The organism is Mesorhizobium sp. M1406, assembly GCF_040317555.1.
Classification (GTDB): domain Bacteria; phylum Pseudomonadota; class Alphaproteobacteria; order Rhizobiales; family Rhizobiaceae; genus Mesorhizobium.
Genome location: NZ_JAMYKW010000025.1, coordinates 51,434 through 72,822, shown reverse-complemented (window position 1 = coordinate 72,822; position 21,389 = coordinate 51,434). Strand labels below are relative to the sequence as shown.

Below are 21,389 nucleotides of genomic sequence, written 5' to 3'. Positions count from 1 at the left end.
CATGGCTCAAGCTCAAGAATTCGAGAAAGTTCTCTCAAGCAGCGACACAAGCGTTGCCGCTTTTGACGAGCACAAATCGGCCGTCAAGCGCATCCAGCATTTCCTGCATTCGACTCCGGCCGCGGTGCCGTTGATCGTGCTGGTCCTGGCGATCATCGTCTTCGGCATCACCATCGGAGGGCGGTTCTTTTCGTCCTACACGCTGACGCTGATCCTGCAGCAGATCGCCATCATCGGCATTCTGGGTGCTGCACAGACACTGGTCATCCTCACCGCCGGCATCGACCTGTCGATTGGCGTGATCATGGTGATTTCAGCGGTGATCATGGGTAATTGCGCGGTCAGCTACGGTATGCCCAGTGTGCTCGCCGTCGCGATCGGGCTTGCCGCCGGCGCGGCCTGCGGGCTGCTCAACGGAGTGCTGGTCGCCTACATGAAGCTGCCGCCCTTCATCGTGACGCTTGGCACCTGGAACATCGTCATGGCCACGAACTTCATCTATTCGGCCAATGAGACGATCCGCGACACCGACGTCGACACCCAAGCGCCACTGCTGCATCTGTTTGCGTTGAGCTTCAAGGTTGGCACGGCGGTGCTGACGCTCGGCGTCATTGCAACCGTCGTGCTCGTTTTAGTCCTATGGTACGTGCTCAATCACACGGCATGGGGTCGCCATGTCTATGCCGTCGGCGACGATCAGGAGGCAGCGAAGCTGTCGGGCATCCAGACCAAGAAGGTGCTGATGACGGTCTACACCCTTGCCGGGCTGATCGCCGCTTTCGCTGCCTGGGTCTCCATCGGCCGCAACGGTTCGATCTCGCCGTCCGCCGCCGTCACCGACTACAATCTGCAAGCGATCACCGCGACGGTGATCGGCGGTATTTCCCTGTTCGGCGGGCGCGGCTCGATCCTGGGCACGCTGTTCGGCGCGATGATCGTCGGCGTCGTCTCCATGGGCCTCAACATGCTGGGCGCCGATCCGCAATGGAAAGTGCTGCTCACCGGTGTGCTGATCATCGGCGCCGTGGCTGTCGACCAATGGATCAGAAAGGTTTCGGCATGACCATGACCCAGGAACCCATCCTCACCGCTCGTGGCTTGATCAAGCGCTATGGCCGCGTCACCGCCCTCGACAATGCGGACTTCGACCTCTACCCGGGCGAAATCCTCGCCGTCATAGGCGACAATGGCGCCGGCAAGTCGTCGCTCATCAAGGCGATTTCCGGCGCGGCCGTGCCCGATGAAGGCGAGATCCGGCTTGAAGGCAAGCCCGTCGCCTTCAAATCACCGATGGAGGCCCGCGAAGCCGGCATCGAGACCGTCTATCAGAATCTGGCGCTGTCGCCGGCGCTGTCGATCGCCGACAACATGTTCCTTGGCCGCGAGATCCGCAAACCGGGTTTTCTCGGCGACTGGCTTCGTATGCTCGACCGTCCGGCGATGGAAAAGCGCGCCCGCGACAAGCTCACCGAGCTTGGCCTGATGACCATCCAGAACATCTCCCAGGCGGTGGAAACGCTGTCTGGAGGCCAGCGCCAGGGCGTGGCGGTGGCGCGCGCCGCCGCATTCGGCAGCCGTGTGGTGATCATGGACGAACCGACGGCCGCCCTTGGCGTCAAGGAAAGCCGCCGCGTGCTCGAACTGATCCTCGACGTCAAGAAGCGCGGCCTGCCGATCGTGCTGATCTCGCACAACATGCCGCATGTCTTCGAAGTGGCCGACCGCATTCACATCCACCGGCTGGGCCGTCGCCTCTGCGTCATCGATCCCAAGCAATATACGATGTCCGATGCCGTCGCCTTCATGACCGGAGCGAAGGTTCCGCCCGAGGCGGCGCTTGCGGCTTGATGCATGTCGCCCAAAGGTGCGTAGCGGTTTTGCGACAACGGCATGCACGGAACAAAATTTGAAGTGCGTCGCGGGGATCGTCTGAGCGCGCCGCGCTTCAAATTGCCAAATTGCCGCAGGGTAACCCGGACTAGGGCTCGCCTAAATCGATTGAATATGTAGCAGTATCGGCTAGCATGGGCTGGGAGGAACGATGAAAGCCGGTATGATCATGGCAACCGCACGAGAGGCAGCATGACGCGCGCGATGACATCCGAATCTCCCCAGCCCGAACTTGAAAATCCAGATCCCAAGACACTCGCCGATGAAGTCTTGAAGGCCCTCAAATACCGGGTCGGCAAGGATACCACCGTCGCGACCCAGTACGACTGGCTGACCGCCTCGATCAAGGTCGTGCGCGACCGCATCGTCGACCGCTGGATGCAGGCGACGAAGGAGGCCTACGACCAGAAGGAAAAGCGCGTCTATTATCTGTCGCTGGAGTTCCTCATCGGCCGGCTGATGCGCGATGCCTTCTCCAATCTCGGCTTGATGGACAATATGCGCGAGGCGTTGTCGTCGCTGGGTGTCGATCTCGATCTCATCGCCGCACTCGAACCGGACGCGGCACTCGGCAATGGCGGCCTCGGCCGGCTTGCCGCCTGTTTCATGGAGAGCATGGCGACCGTCGACATTCCCGCGCATGGCTACGGTATCCGCTACGCCAACGGCATGTTCCGCCAGGAGATTCACGACGGCTGGCAGGTCGAACTGCCCGAGACCTGGCTCGATCACGGCAATCCGTGGGAATTCGAACGCCGTGAACGTTCGTTTGAGGTCGGCTTCGGTGGTTCGGTGGAATCGATCACCTCCAAGGACGGCCGGCTCGAGCGCCATGTCTGGAAGCCGACCGAGCATGTATTGGCTGTCGCCTATGACACGCCCGTGGTCGGATGGCGGGCCAATCGCGTCAACACGCTGCGGCTCTGGTCGGGCATGCCGGTCGATCCGATCCTGCTCGACAAGTTCAATGCCGGCGACCACATCGGCGCGCTTGCCGAAAGCAACAAGGCCGATGCCTTGTCGCGCGTTCTCTATCCCGCCGATTCCCACAAGGCCGGGCAGGAACTGCGGCTCAGGCAAGAGTACTTCTTCTCCACCGCCTCGCTGCAGGACATCGTCCAGCGTCATCTCAGCCAGTATGGCGACCTGAAGTCGCTGCCCGACAAGGCCGCGATCCACCTCAACGACACCCACCCGGCCATCGCTGTGCCTGAGCTGATGCGCCTGTTGATGGACGTCCACGGCATGGATTTCGATCAGGCCTGGGATATCACCAAGCGCACCTTCGGCTACACCAACCACACGCTGCTGCCCGAGGCGCTGGAAAGCTGGCCGGTGCCGCTTTTCGAGCGGCTTTTGCCGCGCCACATGCAGATCGTCTATGCCATCAATGCCGAAGTGCTGCTTGAGGCGCGCGCGTCCAACCAGTTCTCGGACGAGCAGATCGGCCGCATCTCGCTGATCCAGGAAAATGGCGACCGCCGGGTGCGCATGGGCAATCTGGCCTTTGTCGGCTCGCACTCGATCAACGGCGTTTCGGCTCTTCACACCGACCTGATGAAGGAGACGGTGTTCGCCGACCTGCACAAGCTTTATCCCGATCGCATCAACAACAAGACCAACGGCATCACGCCGCGGCGCTGGCTGATCCAGTGCAATCCCGGACTGACGTCGCTCGCCCGCGAGGCGATCGGCGACCGATTCCTCGATGACATTGACGCCATCAAGGATCTCGATAGCTTCGCCGGCGACGCCGCCTTTCGCGACAAGTTCGCCGCCGTCAAGCGCGCCAACAAGGCGCGGCTGGCCAACCTCGTCGCCGACCGGCTCGGTATCAAGGTCGATCCCTCGGCACTGTTCGATATCCAGATCAAGCGCATCCACGAATACAAGCGCCAACTCCTGAACATCCTCGAGGCGATCGCTCTCTATGACCAGATCCGCTCGCATCCCGAGCGCGACTGGATGCCGCGCGTGAAATTCTTCGGCGGCAAGGCGGCGCCCAGCTATCACAACGCCAAGCTGATCATCAAACTCGCCAACGACGTCGCCAAGGTCATCAACCGCGACCCGGCCGTGCGCGGTTTGCTGAAGGTCGTGTTCGTGCCGAACTACAATGTCAGCCTGGCCGAGATCATGATGCCGGCTGCCGACCTTTCCGAGCAGATCTCGACCGCCGGCATGGAAGCGTCGGGCACCGGCAACATGAAGTTCGCGCTGAACGGCGCGTTGACCATCGGCACGCTCGACGGCGCCAATGTCGAGATCAAGGAATGCGTCGGCGACGACAACATCTTCATCTTCGGCCTGACCACCGCCGAGGTCGCCGAGCGGCGCAACAATGGCTACAACCCGCGCGCCATCATCGAAGGATCGTCTGAACTGGCGCAGGCCGTTGCCGCTGTTTCGTCAGGCGTCTTCTCGCCGGACGATCCGGAGCGTTACCGCGACCTCATGAACGGTCTCTACAACAGCGACTGGTTCATGGTTGCCGCCGATTTCGATGCCTATGCCACCGCCCAGCGCGAGGTCGATGCGGTCTGGCGCAACAGTCCCGATTGGTACGCCAAGGCAATCCGCAATGTTGCGCGTGTCGGCTGGTTCTCCTCCGATCGCACGATCCGGCAATATGCGAAAGAAATCTGGAACGTGCCTGTCTGATGTGATTGCATGAGGCCACGAACAATGTGGTCCCGGTGATGTGGATTTGAAGTCGGATCACACCACTAGAAACAAACACTCGGTGCCCGGGGAGGGACGCTGCCTGATGAAGAAGCCGCGCGCGACCGCTGCGACAAGCGGGCCGGACGGACTGGCGCCAGCCAGCGATGTCGCGGCGATTGTTGCCGGCACGCATGGCGACCCGTTTGCCGTTCTCGGTGTTCACGAGGCTGGCAAGGGTTTTGTGGCCCGCTGCTTTGTTCCGAACGCCGAATTCGTCACCGCCTACACGCTGACCGGCATCATCGCCGGTGAACTGTCCAGGCGCGACGATGGCGGGTTTTTCGAAGGCAAGCTCTCGATCAAGAAGCGCCAGCCCCTGCGCTATCACGCGCGCAATGCCGGCGGCGACTGGTGGCTGACCGATCCCTATTCGTTCGGTCCGGTGCTTGGCCCGATGGACGACTATTACATCGCCCAAGGCTCGCACCTCAGGCTGTTCGACAAGCTCGGTGCTCATGTCATTGACCACGAAGGCGCTTCCGGCGTGCATTTCGCCGTCTGGGCTCCCAATGCACGACGCGTCTCGGTGGTCGGCGACTTCAACGAATGGGACGGCCGCCGGCACACGATGCGCGATCGCCGCGACACCGGCATCTGGGAACTGTTCGTACCCGACATCGGTGCCGGACGACCCTACAAATACGAGATCATCGGCCCCGATGGCGTGAGACTCCCGCTGAAGGCCGATCCGTTCGCCTTCAAATCCGAATTGCGGCCGGCCACCGCTTCGGTCGTAGCCGTGCCACCGGCGCATGAGTGGGGGGATGAGGCGCATCGCCATTTCTGGCGCAATGCCGATCACCGGCGCGAAGCAATCTCGATCTATGAAGTCCATGCCGGTTCCTGGCAGCTTCGCGACGACGGTTCGTTCCTGTCATGGGACGAACTGGCCGACCGGCTGATCCCCTATGTGGTCGAGACCGGCTTCACCCATATCGAATTCATGCCGATCTCCGAACACCCCTATGACCCATCCTGGGGCTATCAGACGACCGGCCTCTACGCACCGTCGGCCCGCTTCGGCGACCCGGACGGCTTTGCCCGTTTCGTCGACGGCGCCCATCGCGCCGGCGTCGGTGTCATCCTCGACTGGGTGCCGGCGCATTTCCCGGTCGACGCGCATGGCCTGGCCAATTTCGATGGCACCGCGCTTTATGAGCATGCCGATCCGCGCAAGGGTTTTCATCCCGACTGGAACACCGCGATCTATAATTTCGGCCGCCGCGAGGTGGTGTCCTTCCTCGTCAACAATGCGCTGTTCTGGGCCGAGAAATACCATGTCGATGGTTTGCGCGTCGATGCGGTCGCCTCGATGCTCTACCTCGACTATTCGCGCAAGGCCGGCGAATGGATCCCCAACGAGAAGGGCGGCCGCGAGAACCTCGAGGCGGTCAGCTTCCTGCAGAAGATGAACAAAGAGGTCTACGGTCACCATCCCGGCGTCATGACCATCGCCGAGGAATCGACCTCATGGCCGAAGGTCTCCGCACCCGTGCATGAAGGTGGGCTGGGCTTCGGCTTCAAGTGGAACATGGGCTTCATGCACGACACGCTGGAGTATTTCTCCAAGGAGCCGATCTTCCGCAAGCACCACCACAATGATCTCACCTTCGGCCTGACCTATGCTTTTTCGGAAAATTTCGTGCTGCCGCTCTCGCATGACGAGGTCGTGCACGGCAAAGGCACGCTGCTTGGCAAGATGGCCGGTGACGACTGGCAGAAATTCGCGACGCTACGTGCCTACTACGCCTTCATGTGGGGTTATCCCGGCAAGAAGTTGCTGTTCATGGGGCAGGAGTTCGCGCAGCGCCGCGAATGGAGCGAGGCGCGCGCGCTGGACTGGAACTTGCTTGAGTTCCGCCCGCATCGCGGCGTCTGGCAGACGGTGCGCGATCTCAACTATCTCTACCGTTCGCGCCCGGCGCTGCATGGCCGCGATTGCGAGCCGGAAGGGTTTTCCTGGCTGATCGTCGACGACAGCCAGAATTCGGTTTTCGCCTGGCTGCGCAGCGCACCGGGGGGCAGCCCGGTGGCCGTCATTTCCAATTTCACGCCGGTCCCGCGCGACAACTATCGCGTGCCGTTACCGACGGCCGGCAAATGGCGCGAAATCATCAATACCGACGCTTCGGAATATGGCGGTTCCGGCAAGGGCAATGCCGGCACGGTCGAGGCACGGGCGGAGAGTGGAGGCATCTCCGCGACGATGCTTTTGCCACCGCTGTCGACGATCATGCTTGAACTCGTGGCCGACTGAGCCATGTCGAGGTCGAGTAAGTCGAGACTGAGTAACTTGGGAGGGTAGAAATGGCAGACTTGAAACGGACCCAGCCGTTGGCGCGCGATGCCATGGCCTATGTGTTGGCCGGCGGCCGTGGCAGCCGCCTCAAGGAACTGACCGACCGGCGCGCCAAGCCGGCCGTCTATTTCGGCGGTAAGACGCGCATCATCGACTTCGCGCTTTCCAACGCGCTCAACTCCGGCATTCGCCGCCTTGGCGTCGCCACCCAGTACAAGGCGCATTCGCTGATCCGCCATCTGCAACGTGGCTGGAACTTCCTGCGGCCCGAGCGAAATGAGAGTTTCGACATCCTGCCGGCCAGCCAGCGCGTCTCGGAAACGCAGTGGTATGAGGGCACGGCCGACGCTGTCTATCAGAACATAGACATCATCGAGGCCTACGGCCCTGAATACATGGTGATCCTGGCCGGCGACCACATCTACAAGATGGACTACGAACTGATGCTTCGCCAGCATGTCGACGCCAATGCCGATGTCACCGTCGGCTGCCTCGAAGTGCCGCGCATGGAAGCCACCGGCTTCGGCGTCATGCATGTCGACGGCAAGGATAACATCATTGCTTTCGTCGAAAAGCCCGCCGACCCGCCCGGCATTCCAGACAAGCCGGAGTTCGCTTTGGCCTCGATGGGCATCTATGTCTTCAAGACCAATTTCCTGATGGAGCAGTTGCGCCGCGATGCCGCCGAGCCGGGCTCGAGCCGCGACTTCGGCAAGGATATCATCCCCTATATCGTCCAGCACGGTAAGGCGATCGCCCACCGCTTCGCCAAGTCCTGCGTCCGTTCGACCGCCGAGAACGAAGCCTACTGGCGCGACGTCGGAACGGTCGACGCCTATTGGGAAGCCAATATCGACCTGACCGATATAACGCCGGAACTCGACCTCTACGACCGCGACTGGCCGATCTGGACTTATGCCGAATTGAAGCCGCCGGCAAAGTTCGTGCATGACGAGGATGGCCGCCGCGGTTCGGCGGTGTCCTCGCTGGTTTCGGGCGATTGCATCGTTTCGGGGGCCTCGCTGAAACGAAGCCTGATCTTCACCGGTGCGCGCATCAATTCCTATTCGACGCTGGAAGAAGTCGTCATGCTGCCCGACGTTCATGTCGGCCGGAACGCAAAGTTGAAGCGCGTGGTCATCGACCATGGTGTTAGGATACCGGAAGGGCTGGTGATCGGCGAAGATCCCGTTCTCGACGCCAAGCGTTTTCGGGTTTCGGAAAAGGGCATTTGCCTGGTCACCCAGGACATGATCGACAAACTAGGGCTCTAGTGCATGCAGGTTCTGTCGGTCACGCCCGAGATTTTCCCTCTGATAAAGACCGGTGGGCTTGCCGACGTGACCGGCGCGCTGCCCATCGCGCTGGCGGCCAAGGGCGTGACCATGCGCACGCTCATTCCCGGTTTTCCGACCGTCATGGCCGCCTTCAAGAAAAGGAAGGCGGTTCTGCAATATCCCTTGCTGCAGGGCGGCAAGGCCTCCGTCCACTCCGTTCAACTCGCCGGGCTCGAACTGTTCGTGCTCGACGCGCCGCATCTGTTCGACCGTCCCGGCGGCCCTTATGGCAATGCGACCGGTGTCGATTGGCCCGACAACTGGCGGCGCTTCGCGGCGCTGAGCCAGGTTGGCAGCGACATCGCCGGTGGCGCCATCTCGGGCTACCAGCCCGACATCGTCCATGCCCATGACTGGCAGTCGGCGATGACGCTGGCCTATATGCGCTACGGCAAGGCGGTCGGCGTGCCATCGATGATGACTGTCCATAACCTCGCCTTCCAGGGCCAGTTCGGCGCCGGCATCTTTGGTGAGCTCGGCTTGCCGGCGGCGGCGATGGCGCTCGATGGCGTCGAATATTACGGTGGCGTCGGCTTCCTCAAAGCCGGTCTGCAGGCGGCCTGGGCAATCACCACCGTCAGTCCAACCTATGCGCAGGAGATTCGCTCGGCGGAATTCGGCATGGGTCTCGACGGCCTCATCAACATGCGCTCCAGCGATCTCCATGGCATCGTCAACGGCATCGATACCGGGATATGGGATCCCGAAACCGACAAGCATCTGGTGTCCACCTATACGGCCGGCACGCTGAAGGCGCGCGCCCCCAACAGGGCTGCCGTGGAAGACCGCTTCAGCCTTGAGCGCGACGACAGTCCGATCGTCTGCGTCGTCAGCCGCCTGACCTGGCAAAAGGGCATGGATATCTTGGCGACAGCGATCGATGGCATCGTTGCGACCGGCGCGCGCCTGGCCATTCTGGGCTCGGGCGATGCCGGCCTCGAAGGCGCGCTGCTTGCGGCCGCGGCCAGGCATCGCGGCCGTATCGGGGTCGTGGTCGGCTATGACGAGGGACTGTCGCACATCATGCAAGGCGGCTGCGACGCCATCGTCATTCCCTCGCGCTTCGAACCCTGCGGCCTGACACAGCTTTACGGACTGCGCTATGGCTGCGTGCCGGTGGTCGCCCGCACCGGCGGCCTGGCCGATACGGTCATCGACGCCAACGAGGCCGCCATTTCAGCCGGTGTCGCCACCGGCTTCCAGTTCGCGCCCAACAATGGCGGCACCTTGCTGCACGCCATCCGCCGCCTGGTCGACGCCCATGCCAGTCCGCTGGTCTGGGAATCGTTGCAGCGCCAAGGCATGAAAGCCGATGTGTCATGGGACAAAAGCGCGGAAAAATATTTTGAACTCTATCGCTCGCTGCTTACGAAAAGGGTTTCCTGAAGCATGATACGCACCGTCCCCACCAAACCCTATTCCGATCAGAAGCCCGGCACGTCGGGCTTGCGCAAGAAGGTGCCGGTGTTCCAGCAGGAGCACTATGCCGAGAACTTCATCCAGTCGATCTTCGACGCGCTCGATGGTTTCAAGGGCAAGACCCTGGTGATCGGCGGCGATGGCCGCTTCTACAACCGCGAGGTCATCCAGAAGGCCATCGCCATGGCGGCCGCAAACGGCTTCGGCAAGGTGATGGTCGGGCAAGGCGGCATCCTGTCGACGCCGGCCGCTTCCCATGTCATCCGCAAATACAAGACCTTTGGCGGCATCATCCTTTCAGCCAGCCACAATCCGGGCGGCCCGCACGAGGATTTCGGCATCAAGTACAATGCCGGCAATGGCGGCCCGGCGCCGGAAAAGCTGACCGACGCGATGTTCGCCAAGACCAAGACCATCTCGAACTTCAGAACCGCCGATATCGATCCGATCGACATCGACACGATCGGCACGGTCGAGGCCGCCGGCATGGCAGTCGAGATCATCGACCCGGTCGCCGACTATGCCGAGTTGATGGAAAGCCTGTTCGATTTCGACGCATTGCGCAAACTGTTCAAGTCCGGCTTCCGCATGCGCTTCGACGCCATGCACGCCGTGACCGGCCCCTATGCCAAGGAGATCCTGGAAAACCGGCTGGGTGCGCCCAATGGCACCTGCCGCAACTTCAAGCCGTTGCCGGATTTCGGCGGCCACCACCCGGACCCCAACCTCGTCCATGCCAAACACCTCTATGACGAAATGATGGGGCCGGATGCACCGGATTTCGGCGCCGCCTCGGATGGTGACGGCGACCGCAATCTGATCATAGGCAAGGGCATTTTCGTCACCCCGTCGGATTCCGTCGCCATGCTTGCCGCCAACGCCCGCCTGGCGCCCGGCTACAAAGCCGGGCTGAAGGGCATAGCCCGCTCGATGCCGACCAGTGGCGCGGCGGATCGCGTTGCCGAAAAACTCGGCATCGGCATCTACGAGACGCCGACCGGCTGGAAGTTCTTCGGCAATCTGCTCGACGCAGACATGGCGACGATTTGCGGTGAGGAGAGCGCCGGCACCGGCTCCAACCATGTCCGCGAAAAGGACGGCCTGTGGGCGGTGCTGCTGTGGCTCAACATCCTTGCCGCGCGCGGCGAAAGCTGCAAGCAGATCGTCACCGAGCACTGGGCGACCTACGGTCGCAATTACTATTCGCGGCACGATTATGAAGAGGTCGAGAGCGACCGCGCCAACGCGCTGGTCGATGAACTCCGTGCCAAACTCGGCGCGCTGCCGGGAACTAGCGTGCGCGGCATGACAATCGTCAGCGCCGACGATTTTGCCTATCACGACCCGGTCGATGGTTCGACCAGCGAGCACCAGGGCATCAGGGTTATGTTCGAAGGCGGTTCGCGCGTCGTCTTCCGGCTTTCCGGCACCGGCACGTCGGGCGCGACGTTGCGCGTCTATATCGAGCGCTATGAGCCGGACAAATCGAGACACGATCTCGATACGCAGGCCGCACTTGCCGATCTGATTGCCGCGGCCGATGATATTGCCGGGATTCGCAGCCATACCGGCCGCGCCAAGCCGAGCGTGATTACTTGACGCAGGCGGATAGCCGGCCGCTTGAGTTCCGCCTGCGTCGCGAGGCTCCCCCTTCTCCCCTTGTGGGAGAAGGGTGCACCTGTTCGCGACTCTCCCAGCAAGCGCTGGAGGCCGCCGCATGAGTACGCTCGGCGCCACCGTCACCCGTGACGGCATCCGCTTTGCCGCCTGGTCGCAAGCCGCCAGACGGCTCTGGATCTCGGTCTTCGATGAGCGGGGCAACCGGGAAATCGAACGGCTTGAGCTGCGGCCGGAAGGCGAGGGCGTGCATGCGCTGTTTGTCGCGGGCCTTGGCCCCGGCACCCGCTACGGGTTCCGCGCCGATGGTGACTACGCGCCGGAGCGCGGGCTGTGGTTCGACCCCGCTAAGCTGCTGACCGATCCTTACGCCATCGAGATCGACAGGTCCTACGCGTATGACTGGCGGCTGGCCCAGCGCCGGGGTGAGGGGGCCGATACCGCGCAGCTGATGCCGAAAGCGATTGCCGCCGCCTTGCCCAAGCCCGTGCAGGCCACGCCGCCGCTCTTTCAGCCCGGTGGCCTGATCTACGAAGTGCCGGTGCGCGCCTTCACCGCGCTGCATCCGGACATTCCGGAAAAATTGCGCGGTACGGTCGCGGCTCTAGCTCACCCCGCGGTTGTCGAGCACCTGAAAAAACTCGGCGTTGGCGCGGTCGAACTGATGCCGGTGACGGCGTCGATCGATGAGCGGCATTTGCCGCCGCTCGGGCTGCGCAATGCCTGGGGTTACAATCCCGTGACGTTCATGGCACTCGATCCGCGCCTGGCGCCGGGCGGCCTTGCGGAATTGCGCAACACGGTCGCCGTGCTGCGCCAGGCCGGCATCGGCGTCATTCTCGACCTCGTCTTCAACCATACGGGCGAGAGCGACAGGCTTGGCCCCACGCTGTCGCTGCGCGGCTTCGACAACCAAGCCTATTACCGGCACACGCCTGACGGCAGGCTGGCCAACGACACCGGCACCGGTAACACGGTCGCTTGCGACCACCCGGTCGTCCGGGAAATGGTCCTCGACACGCTTCGCCATTTTGTCCGGGATGCCGGCGTCGATGGCTTCCGCTTCGACCTGGCGCCTGTTCTTGGCCGTGTCGAAGGAACATTCGATGCCGAGGCGCCACTGCTGAGGGCGATGCGAGAGGACGCCGTGCTGGCCGATCGCGTGCTGATCGCCGAGCCCTGGGACATCGGTCCGGAAGGCTATCAGCTCGGCAATTTTCCGCCGCCTTTCCTCGAATGGAACGACAAGTACCGCGACGATGTCAGACGCTTCTGGCGCGGTGACGCCGGCATGGCCGGCGCCCTGGCGACCCGGCTTGCCGGCTCGTCCGATGTGTTTGCCGCGAAGGGGCAAAACGTCAGCCGCACGGTCAACTTCATCGCCGCCCATGACGGCATGACGCTGGCCGACATCGTGCGCTACGAGCGCAAGCACAACGAGGCCAATGGCGAGCAGAATCGCGACGGCCACAATGAGAACCTATCCTGGAACAACGGCGTGGAAGGAGATGCGGACGACCCGGCGGTGGCCGAGGCTCGTCGGAACGACCAGCACGCGCTGCTCGCCACGCTGTTCGCCTCGCGCAGCACCATCATGCTGACGGCTGGCGACGAATTCGGCCGCACCCAGCAGGGCAACAACAACGCCTATGCGCAGGACAACGAGATCACCTGGCTCGACTGGGCAGGCCGCGACCAGGCGCTGGAGCGCCACACGGCGCTGCTCTCGACGTTGCGCCGCGCGATATCAGCGCTTTCCGACACAGGCTTCCTCACGGGCCAGCCACCGGCAGGCTCGGAGATGCCCGACGTCGCATGGCTGACCGAGACAGGCGCGCCGATCGATGAACAGAGTTGGCGGGATCCGCGGCGGCACCGCCTTGTCATGATCCTGGGTGGCGACGGCGATGGCGAGTGCCGTGTTGCCGTCATCATCAACGGCGATCGCCGCGCCTGCATGGTCACGCTGCCTGAACGTGAAGGGTTTTTCTGGACCGCCGTCGTCGATGCGGCGGACATCTCGCGGCCGGTATCGGGGCGGACGGTGATCTTCATGATCGAACGCATACAGGCCGGCACAAGGAAAAAGCGCAATGGCGGCAGCTGACAAGGCCGGATGGTGGCGCGGCTGCGTCATCTACCAGATCTATCCACGCTCGTTCCAGGACACGACCGGCGACGGCAGCGGCGACCTCAGCGGAATTACCTCAAGGCTCGCTCATGTCGCCTCGCTTGGTGTCGACGCTGTCTGGCTGTCGCCCTTCTTCAAGTCGCCGATGGCCGACATGGGCTACGACGTGTCGGATTACCGCGATGTCGATCCGATGTTCGGCACGCTTGAGGATTTCGATGCGCTGGTCGCCGAGGCGCATCGTCTCGGCCTGAGGATCATCATCGATCAGGTGCTGTCGCATTCATCCGACAAGCACGACTGGTTCGTCGAAAGCCGAGCGAGCCGCGATAATCCCAAGTCCGACTGGTATGTCTGGGCCGATGCCAAGCCCGACGGCGGCGCGCCCAACAACTGGCTCTCCGTCTTCGGTGGCCCGGCCTGGGAATGGGATTCGACCCGCCGGCAATATTACATGCACAATTTCCTCGCCTCGCAGCCGGATCTGAATTTCCACAATCCGGAGGTTCAGGACGCGCTTCTGGAAACGGTGCGGTTCTGGCTCGATCGTGGCGTCGACGGCTTCCGGCTCGATACGGTCAATTACTATGTCCACGACCGCTGGCTGCGCAGCAATCCACCCTTGGCATCAAGTGTCGCGGGCACGAATACGGAGACCAATACCTACCTCTACCAGGAGCATCTGTTCGACAAGACGCAGCCGGAAAACCTGGCGTTCCTGCGCCGCTTCAGGGCGCTGCTCGACGCGTATGAGGACCGCGCCGCTGTCGGCGAGATCGGCGATGAGGGCCGCTCATTGCAGACGCTCGCCGCCTACACATCCGGCGGCGACACGCTCCATATGTGCTACACCTTCGATCTGCTTGGCCCACGGTTCTCCGCGGCGCATGTGCGCGGCTGCGTCGAAGCCTTCGAGACGGCCGTTTCCGATGGCTGGGTCTGCTGGGCGTTCTCCAACCATGATGTGGTGCGCCATATCAGCCGCTGGACAAGGCCGGGCAGCGATCCCGACGCGATCGCGAGATTCTCGATCATGCTGCTGTCCTGCCTGCGCGGCTCGATCTGCCTCTATGAGGGCGAGGAACTCGGCCTGGAGGAGGCGGAGCTTGCCTATGAGGATCTGCGCGACCCCGTCGGCATCCGCTTCTGGCCGGGCGTCAAGGGTAGGGATGGGTGCCGCACGCCGATGGTTTGGGAGGCCGGCGCCGACAATGCGGGCTTCTCGACGGCCAAGCCGTGGCTGCCGATACCGGCCAGCCATCGCGCCCGCGCGGTCGACGTCCAGAATGCCGACACAGCCTCCGTGCTGACATCCTATCGGGTCGCCCTGGCGTTGCGCAGGGCGCATGAGGCGCTGGTAGCAGGCTCGATCCGCTTTCTGGACGCTGAGGGTGACGTGCTTGCGTTCATCCGCGAAGGCGGCGGTGAAAGACTGCTCTGTGTCTTCAATTTCGCAGGGGAATCAGCGAATTGGCCGTTGCCGCCCGATATCGGAGCGGTCGCGAGGCTTGACGGCGATACAGCTGTCGTAGAAGAGGCCGAGCTTTCGTTGCCCGCGCTTGGATGTTTCCTTGGCCGCCTCGACTGATTTGGCGCTTCGGCCGTCTTATTGGACGAGAACCGAGCGTCCGCAGGTCGCGCCGGTGACACGGACATCGGCCTCGCCGAGGCGCACGCCAAGGATTCCGAGCAGACTGGTAAGCAACGTGTCGACGGGGGCCGCCACGCTGTTTAGAAGAGCCACCAACGGCGGCCTCACGAAGCCGAGAAAGGTGTTGAGATCCAGCGGCAGACCCAGCAAATTGGCCGTCAGCGACAGTTTGCTGACCAGCGACGTGGTCAAGGATTGTGTCAGGTTTTGTGTGTAAGCGGTCTTTATCGTCTTTGCGTCGATCTCGGTCTTGTTGAAAGTCAACGTCGTCGGCGTGTTGTTGGCCATCTCAAACGCCGCTGAGCCCACCACCGACAGTGCAGGGATGATCAGAAGACTCACTCTCGCGATTTCGGTGTCGGAGAATGTCTCCTCGTTGGTGAAATCGGCAAAGCCGGCGCTGCTGCTGTCGCCGAGATGCCCTTCGACAATACCGGGACGTGTGGCGATGCTGACCTTGATACTGTCAGGGCCTGTCGGACAGCTTATGTCCGTGAGCTTGGCCTCGGCGTAGGCGACTTCCAGATGCAGAGGCAGACTGACCGACACCAGGCTAATGCCGCCGCCGACATTGCTGTTGCCGGCGCCGATCTTCGCCACCAGCTTGATGCGGGTCTGGGCCGTCCGCACGATGGTGCCTAGCTGGCCGACTGCCAGCCATGGCGAGGATTGCGGCGGTTCGCCGACGGCGACGGCGAGCGTACTCGAGAGCACCCCCGGAATGCCGGTGCTGAGACCGAGGTCGATCTGCTTCGAACCGTTCGCCAGTCCGGCGGAGGCCATGAGCATTCCCATGGCATTGGCGTCTACGCCAAGGCCGGCCGGCTTTTGCCCAAGGGCCAGACTGCCGCCAGGGCCGAGATCGATCAGATGGCTGAGCGGGATCTTGACCGTGCTGGTCGACTTGGACGCGATCGTCTGCAGGGCTACCTTGGCCGTGTTGCCAAGTCCGGGCACATTGGCCATGGCGGTAGCGATCTGGCCGACGGTCGCCTTGGAGGCCAGCACATCCGTATAGGTACCGCCGGTCACGTTCACTTGCGTGGCAAGGGCACTTATGAAGGAGAGGACGCTGACATCGGCCGAGATCAACCCGTTGTAGTCCATGACGCTGAGCGAAATGTTGCCGCCGAGAAGTCCGCTCAGAAGCGCGTTGAGCATGCCGCCATTGACGCTGGCAAGTCTCGACCCGACCGAGAACGTCGCCTGCGGCGTCATGCTGGCGGTGGCTTCCGTGCCGATGACGGGAGTGGGGATCAGCGAACTCGCGAAATAGCGGGCGGGGATCTTCTTCAGGGTTACGCGGACGGCATTGTAGGGTGTCAAGTTGGCCTGGAAGCGCTGGCTCACATTGGCGCCCGATGCCGCGTATCGCCCCGGTGTGACCGACACGACGGTTTTGCCGACGGCCGGTGCGATCGTCTGTCCCGAGCCTTGAACGACAACCCCTGGCATGCCGTTGTCGGTCAGCGTGGTCACGACCGCGGTGTCGATCTTTGTGATGTTCGAGGCGGCGGTGATCGCGGCCAAGTCCACCATTGCCTGTGCTTCGCGACGCTCCGTGTAGATCGAGGCTTCGTCGATGGCGACGGCAGCCAGCGCAAGCCCGACCGGCGCCATGAGCGCCGTCATCACGGCAAAATTCGCTTTTCTGTCACCCAGCATCAGCCGTGCCAGCCGGCCGATCTCCTTGCAAGCGTGCGGCAACATTCAGATGCCCCCGACCCTTATCGTTGACTGGCGCGTGATTGTAGTCCCTGGCATCGCGATGCCTGGGAAGAGATTCCAGATCGGCAGATTGCGCGCATCGTACTGGATGGACACCACGAACTGGCTTCCATCGGCCGTGCTGTCGTTGGCCTGGTAGGTCAACTTGCTGACATCCACGAAGGGATATCCGCCGGCATTGTTGGTGACGAAGCTGGCTACCAGCGTCTGGCGCTCGGTCTGGTTCAGCCCGGCAATCGCCGTGCGGGCTGCATCCGCCGCGATCTGCTGGATCGAGTTGGCGGCGCCGAAATATATACCATATGCAACCATTCCGAGCAGAAGAAGAATGAAGATCGGAGAGAGCAAGGCGAATTCAACCGCCGAAGTTCCGGAATTTTCTTGAAATTTGTACCTTATTTGACGGATATTGGGCAATTTACTTGCTCTGTTACTCATGGCCATCGACGTTGGAGATCGAACCATATAGGAAGTAGTCGCAATGTAACCGGTGGTTGCTTAAGAACGCATTAACACATTCCGTCAAACGGACGCGGCGATAGATTCCTTGTGATAAATGGGGTCGACGTGAGGAAACCAAGTCAAGCTTCTGATTTCGGCTGCCACGGCATAGCTTTCATCCCGCCTTACTTTGGGTGACCCAGAGAGTCTGTTGAAATAAAAATTCTCCGCGTTAGTGTCTGGACACCAGCCGCAGGAAGGGAACCGGCGGCGCGCTCAAAGGGGTCAGATATCGGCTCCGGGGCGTCAACACGTAAAGGCGCGCCGACGGCAGCGCCGACAGGGAGAACTTCATGCTGAAAAACATGCTGAAGGCGACTGTGTTCGCCACTACCATGGCGCTGGCCGGCACGTTCTACACGCCGACTTTCGCCGAGAGCGTCTATAACAGGGGATCCGCCGCCGAAGCGGAGACGCTCGATCCGCACAAGACCTCGACGGTCTACGAAGCCGATATCATACGCGACCTGTTCCAGGGCCTCGTCATGCATGACCAGAAGACGAACCTCATTCCGGGCGCCGCCGAAAGCTGGACGGTGTCCGACGACGGCACTGTCTACACCTTCAAGCTGCGCAAGGACGGCCTGTGGTCGGACGGCAGCCCGGTGACGGCGGACGACTTCGTCTATTCGTTCCGTCGGCTGGAAGATCCGGCCACCGCTGCCGAATACGCTTCCATGCTCTATCCCGTGAAGAACGCCGAGGAAGTCAACACCAAGAAGGCCAAGCCGGAGGAGATGGGCGTCAAGGCGCTTGACGCAAATACCCTCGAAGTCACGCTGAAGGCGCCGACGCCTTACTTCCTGGAGATGCTGACCCACCAGGCGACCTACCCGGTTAACAAGGCGTCCATCGAAAAACTTGGCGCCGACTGGATCAAGGCAGGCAAGCTGGTCTCCAACGGGGCCTTTACAGCGGCGGAGTGGATCCCCAACGACCATCTGAAGCTGGTCAAGAATCCGAAATTCTGGGACGCCGCGACCGTCAAGTTCGACGTGGTCAACTACATCCCGACCGAAGATCGCTCGTCGGCGATGAAGCGCTTCGAGGCCGGTGAACTCGACAGTTACGGTGACCTGCCGACCGAACAGCTCGCCGATCTCAAGACCAAATTCGGCGATCAGGTCCGAGTCGGGCCATATCTCGGCACCTACTATTATGCGATCAAGACCGACAAAGCGCCGTGGGACAATGTCGAGCTGCGCAACGCCATCTCGATGGCGATCGATCGCGACTTCCTGGCGGAGAAAGTCTGGCAGAATTCGATGCTGCCCGGCTATTCGATGGTACCTCCGGGCATCGAGGGCTACACGCCGGCACTGGCCAAATACGCCGACATGCCGCAGATCGACCGCGAGGACGCTGCCAAGAAGATCCTCGAGAAACTCGGCTATACACCCGAGCATCCGTTGAAGATGCAGATCCGCTACAACACCTCGGAAAACCACAAGAACACCGCTGTCGCCATCCAGGAACAGTTGAAGCCGCTTGGCGTCGAGATCACGCTGCTCAACACCGACACCAAGACCCACTACTCGTTCCTCGAGCAGAAGGGCGACTACGACGTGGCGCGTGCCGCCTGGATCGCCGACTACAAGGACCCGGAAACCTTCCTCGGCATCTCGCGCAAGGCCAGCGGCAACAATTATTCGAACTACAACAGCCCGAAATACGAAGCGGCGATGGACAAGGCCGCCGCCGCCGGCGGTAAACCCGAACAGCGCATGAAGGAACTCGCCGAGGCCGAGCGCATCCTCGTCGATGATGTCGGCGAGATCCCGCTTCTCTACTACAGCTACCACGACATCGTTTCTTCGAAGCTGCATGGTTTCGACGACAATGTGATGGACATCCATCCGTCCCGCTTCATCAGCAAGGACTGATCCCTTGGCTGGGTCGCCGCGCAACTCAATGCGCGGCGGCTCTGGTTTGCCATCGCATCGGCCCGGGAACCGGATTCGATTTTCGACAATGTCGGTGCGAAGATTTGAAGACTAGAGCGCAATCGTCCAGCCGGACGCGCGCTGCTCTGGATCAAGCGGGGCACCGATGCTGCGATATGTATTAAGGCGGCTTTTGACCGCCATTCCGACGCTGTTCGTCATCGTGACCATGGCGTTTTTCCTGATGCGCGTCGCGCCAGGCGGCCCGTTCAACCAGGAGCGGGGGCTGAGTCCTGAGATCAGAGCCAATCTCGAAGCTCAGTTCGGTCTCAACGACCCGCTCTGGCTGCAATTTGTCCACTATCTCGGCAATCTTTTGCGCGGCAATTTCGGCCCGAGCTACAACATGCCGGATTTCACCGTCACCGAACTGTTCGCCAAGGGTCTGCCTATTTCGGTCCAGCTCGGGGCGTCGGCGCTTGTCCTGGCACTTCTGTTCGGTTCCGTGCTCGGCACCATTGCCGCGCTCAACCAGAACAAGCTTGGCGATTATGCCGTGATCGCGCTGGCGACCGCCGGCAGCACCATCCCCACCTTCGTCATCGCGCCGGTGATCCAGCTCCTGTTCGGGCTGACTTGGAAGCTGCTGCCGATCGGTGGATGGGGCGATGGCGCTTTGATCAACAAGGTCGGCCCGGTGCTGACGCTCGCTCTGCCGCAGATCGCCATCGTCGCCCGCCTGATGCGTGGCTCGATGATCGAATCGCTACGATCCCATCACATCCGCACGGCGCGCGCGCTCGGCCTCTCCGATTGGTCGGTGGTGGTCAAGCACGCGCTGCGCGGCGCCATCCTGCCGATCGTCTCCTTCACCGGCCCGGCGGCCGCGGCTCTGCTCACTGGTTCGGTCATCGTCGAGACGATCTTCTCCATTCCCGGTGTCGGCCGCTATTTCGTCGATGCCGCGCTCAACCGCGACTACACGCTGGTGATGGGGACGGTGGTGGTGATCGCCATCTTCACCATCGTTTTCAACCTGATCGTCGACGTCATGTACGCGGTCGTCGACCCGAGGGTGCGCTATGACTGACATCGCAGCCACGGCTCCCGCCGTCATCGGCCGCTCGCTCTGGGGCGATGCCTGGGCGCGCCTCAAGGCCAATCGCGCCGCCATGTTCAGCCTCTATTATCTCGCTTTGATCGCGATCATCAGCGTGGTCGGCCCCTCACTCGTGCCGCATCAATACACGACCATCTATGGTGATTATGTGCGCACGCCGCCAAGCCTGTCGGCCTATCCGAAGGCCGACACGATCGAGACGGCGCTCACCGAAGCGATCAAACGCATGCGGGTCGATATCAAGGAGTGGCGGCAGGAAGGCAACCAAGTCTTCGTTACCGTCAAGTCGAGCAAGCCGATCGACGACCGCAACATCCGCTATCTCGATCGTTCCGACGCCTTTGACGGCACCAAGATCGAGAGCAAGTCGCCTGACGGCCTCGAAGCGACGATGAGTGCCTCGATCAAGCAGCAATATTTCCTGTTCGGCACCGACAACACCGGCCGCGATCTGTTGTCTCGCACGCTAATGGCCGGGCGCATATCGCTGGCCATCGGCCTGCTTGCCGGCGTCGTGGCGGTGGTCATCGGCGTGATCTACGGTGCCGCGGCCGGCTTTGCCGGCGGCAAGGTCGACGAGGTGATGATGCGCATCGTCGACGTGCTCTATTCCTTGCCCTTCATCTTCTTCGTCATCATGCTGGTGGTGTTCTTCGGCCGCAACTTCGTGCTGATGTTCCTGGCGGTCGGCGCCGTGTTGTGGCTCGACATGGCGCGCATCGTGCGTGGCCAGGCGCTGTCGATCCGTCGGCAGGAATATGTCCAGGCGGCGGAGGCCATGGGTGTCGGTCAGCGCGGTATCCTGCTGCGCCACGTCATTCCCAACCTGCTCGGCCCGGTGGTGATCTACATGACGCTGCTGGTACCGCAGGTCATCATCCTGGAGAGCTTCCTGTCGTTCCTGGGGCTCGGCGTGCAGGAGCCTATGACCAGCTGGGGCGTGCTGATCTCGGTCGGCGCCAAGAACATCGGCACCGCCAACTGGCTGCTGTTGTTTCCCGCCTTCTTCCTCGTCTCGACGCTGTTCGCGCTGAACTTCGTCGGCGATGGCCTGCGCGACGCGCTCGACCCGAGAGATCGATAAAGATG

Annotated in this window: 14 protein-coding genes; 12 read left to right on the top strand and 2 right to left on the bottom strand. The window is 62.1% G+C overall.

What is annotated here, in order from left to right:
• Window position 1 precedes the first annotated feature (1 nt).
• The 9 genes from NKH03_RS20660 to bglA all read left to right on the top strand — a co-directional run bounded on the left by NKH03_RS20660 (window position 2) and on the right by bglA (window position 15,005).
• Window positions 2-1,063, top strand: a complete 1,062-nt coding sequence (locus NKH03_RS20660; RefSeq protein WP_352871092.1) for an ABC transporter permease — start codon at window positions 2-4, stop codon at window positions 1,061-1,063.
• 2 nt (window positions 1,064-1,065) lie between these two features.
• Window positions 1,066-1,848: an ATP-binding cassette domain-containing protein gene (locus tag NKH03_RS20655; RefSeq protein WP_023760533.1), complete on the top strand. Its 783-nt coding sequence runs from the start codon at window positions 1,066-1,068 to the stop codon at window positions 1,846-1,848.
• A 234-nt stretch (window positions 1,849-2,082) separates the two neighbouring features.
• The gene (locus tag NKH03_RS20650; protein ID WP_352970175.1) at window positions 2,083-4,551 is read left to right on the top strand and encodes a glycogen/starch/alpha-glucan phosphorylase; all 2,469 of its coding nucleotides are present in this window, start codon (window positions 2,083-2,085) and stop codon (window positions 4,549-4,551) included.
• Window positions 4,552-4,657: 106 nt separating this feature from the next.
• Complete coding sequence (gene glgB / locus NKH03_RS20645; RefSeq protein WP_352871088.1) at window positions 4,658-6,871, top strand: 1,4-alpha-glucan branching protein GlgB; 2,214 nt, start codon at window positions 4,658-4,660, stop codon at window positions 6,869-6,871.
• A gap of 50 nt (window positions 6,872-6,921) precedes the next feature.
• Complete coding sequence (gene glgC / locus NKH03_RS20640) at window positions 6,922-8,187, top strand: glucose-1-phosphate adenylyltransferase (protein WP_352871086.1); 1,266 nt, start codon at window positions 6,922-6,924, stop codon at window positions 8,185-8,187.
• Between the two features lie 3 nt (window positions 8,188-8,190).
• Complete coding sequence (glgA, locus tag NKH03_RS20635; protein ID WP_352871084.1) at window positions 8,191-9,636, top strand: glycogen synthase GlgA; 1,446 nt, start codon at window positions 8,191-8,193, stop codon at window positions 9,634-9,636.
• Window positions 9,637-9,639: 3 nt separating this feature from the next.
• The gene (locus NKH03_RS20630; protein ID WP_352871082.1) at window positions 9,640-11,268 is read left to right on the top strand and encodes an alpha-D-glucose phosphate-specific phosphoglucomutase; all 1,629 of its coding nucleotides are present in this window, start codon (window positions 9,640-9,642) and stop codon (window positions 11,266-11,268) included.
• A 118-nt stretch (window positions 11,269-11,386) separates the two neighbouring features.
• On the top strand, window positions 11,387-13,393 hold the full coding sequence (gene glgX / locus NKH03_RS20625; protein WP_352871080.1) for a glycogen debranching protein GlgX: 2,007 nt from the start codon (window positions 11,387-11,389) through the stop codon (window positions 13,391-13,393).
• Window positions 13,380-15,005: a beta-galactosidase BglA gene (gene bglA, locus NKH03_RS20620; protein WP_352970172.1), complete on the top strand. Its 1,626-nt coding sequence runs from the start codon at window positions 13,380-13,382 to the stop codon at window positions 15,003-15,005. The genes glgX and bglA overlap by 14 nt, the downstream gene beginning before the upstream one ends.
• Window positions 15,006-15,023: 18 nt before the next feature.
• On the opposite strand, the gene NKH03_RS20615 is transcribed toward bglA, so the two are convergent.
• The gene (locus NKH03_RS20615) at window positions 15,024-16,778 is read right to left on the bottom strand and encodes a Tad domain-containing protein (protein ID WP_352970170.1); all 1,755 of its coding nucleotides are present in this window, start codon (window positions 16,776-16,778) and stop codon (window positions 15,024-15,026) included.
• Window positions 16,779-17,234 carry a TadE family protein gene (locus tag NKH03_RS20610; protein ID WP_352871108.1) on the bottom strand — a complete coding sequence of 152 codons (456 nt, stop codon included), beginning with the start codon at window positions 17,232-17,234 and terminating at the stop codon, window positions 16,779-16,781.
• Window positions 17,235-17,590: 356 nt separating this feature from the next.
• Between NKH03_RS20610 and NKH03_RS20605 the strand changes: the two genes are divergently transcribed.
• From NKH03_RS20605 to NKH03_RS20595, 3 genes are all read left to right on the top strand, one after another.
• Window positions 17,591-19,180, top strand: a complete 1,590-nt coding sequence (locus NKH03_RS20605; protein ID WP_352876650.1) for a peptide ABC transporter substrate-binding protein — start codon at window positions 17,591-17,593, stop codon at window positions 19,178-19,180.
• A 166-nt stretch (window positions 19,181-19,346) separates the two neighbouring features.
• The gene (locus NKH03_RS20600) at window positions 19,347-20,270 is read left to right on the top strand and encodes an ABC transporter permease subunit (RefSeq protein WP_352871072.1); all 924 of its coding nucleotides are present in this window, start codon (window positions 19,347-19,349) and stop codon (window positions 20,268-20,270) included.
• Window positions 20,263-21,384 carry an ABC transporter permease subunit gene (locus tag NKH03_RS20595; protein ID WP_352876652.1) on the top strand — a complete coding sequence of 374 codons (1,122 nt, stop codon included), beginning with the start codon at window positions 20,263-20,265 and terminating at the stop codon, window positions 21,382-21,384. The genes NKH03_RS20600 and NKH03_RS20595 overlap by 8 nt, the downstream gene beginning before the upstream one ends.
• Window positions 21,385-21,389: the final 5 nt, after the last annotated feature.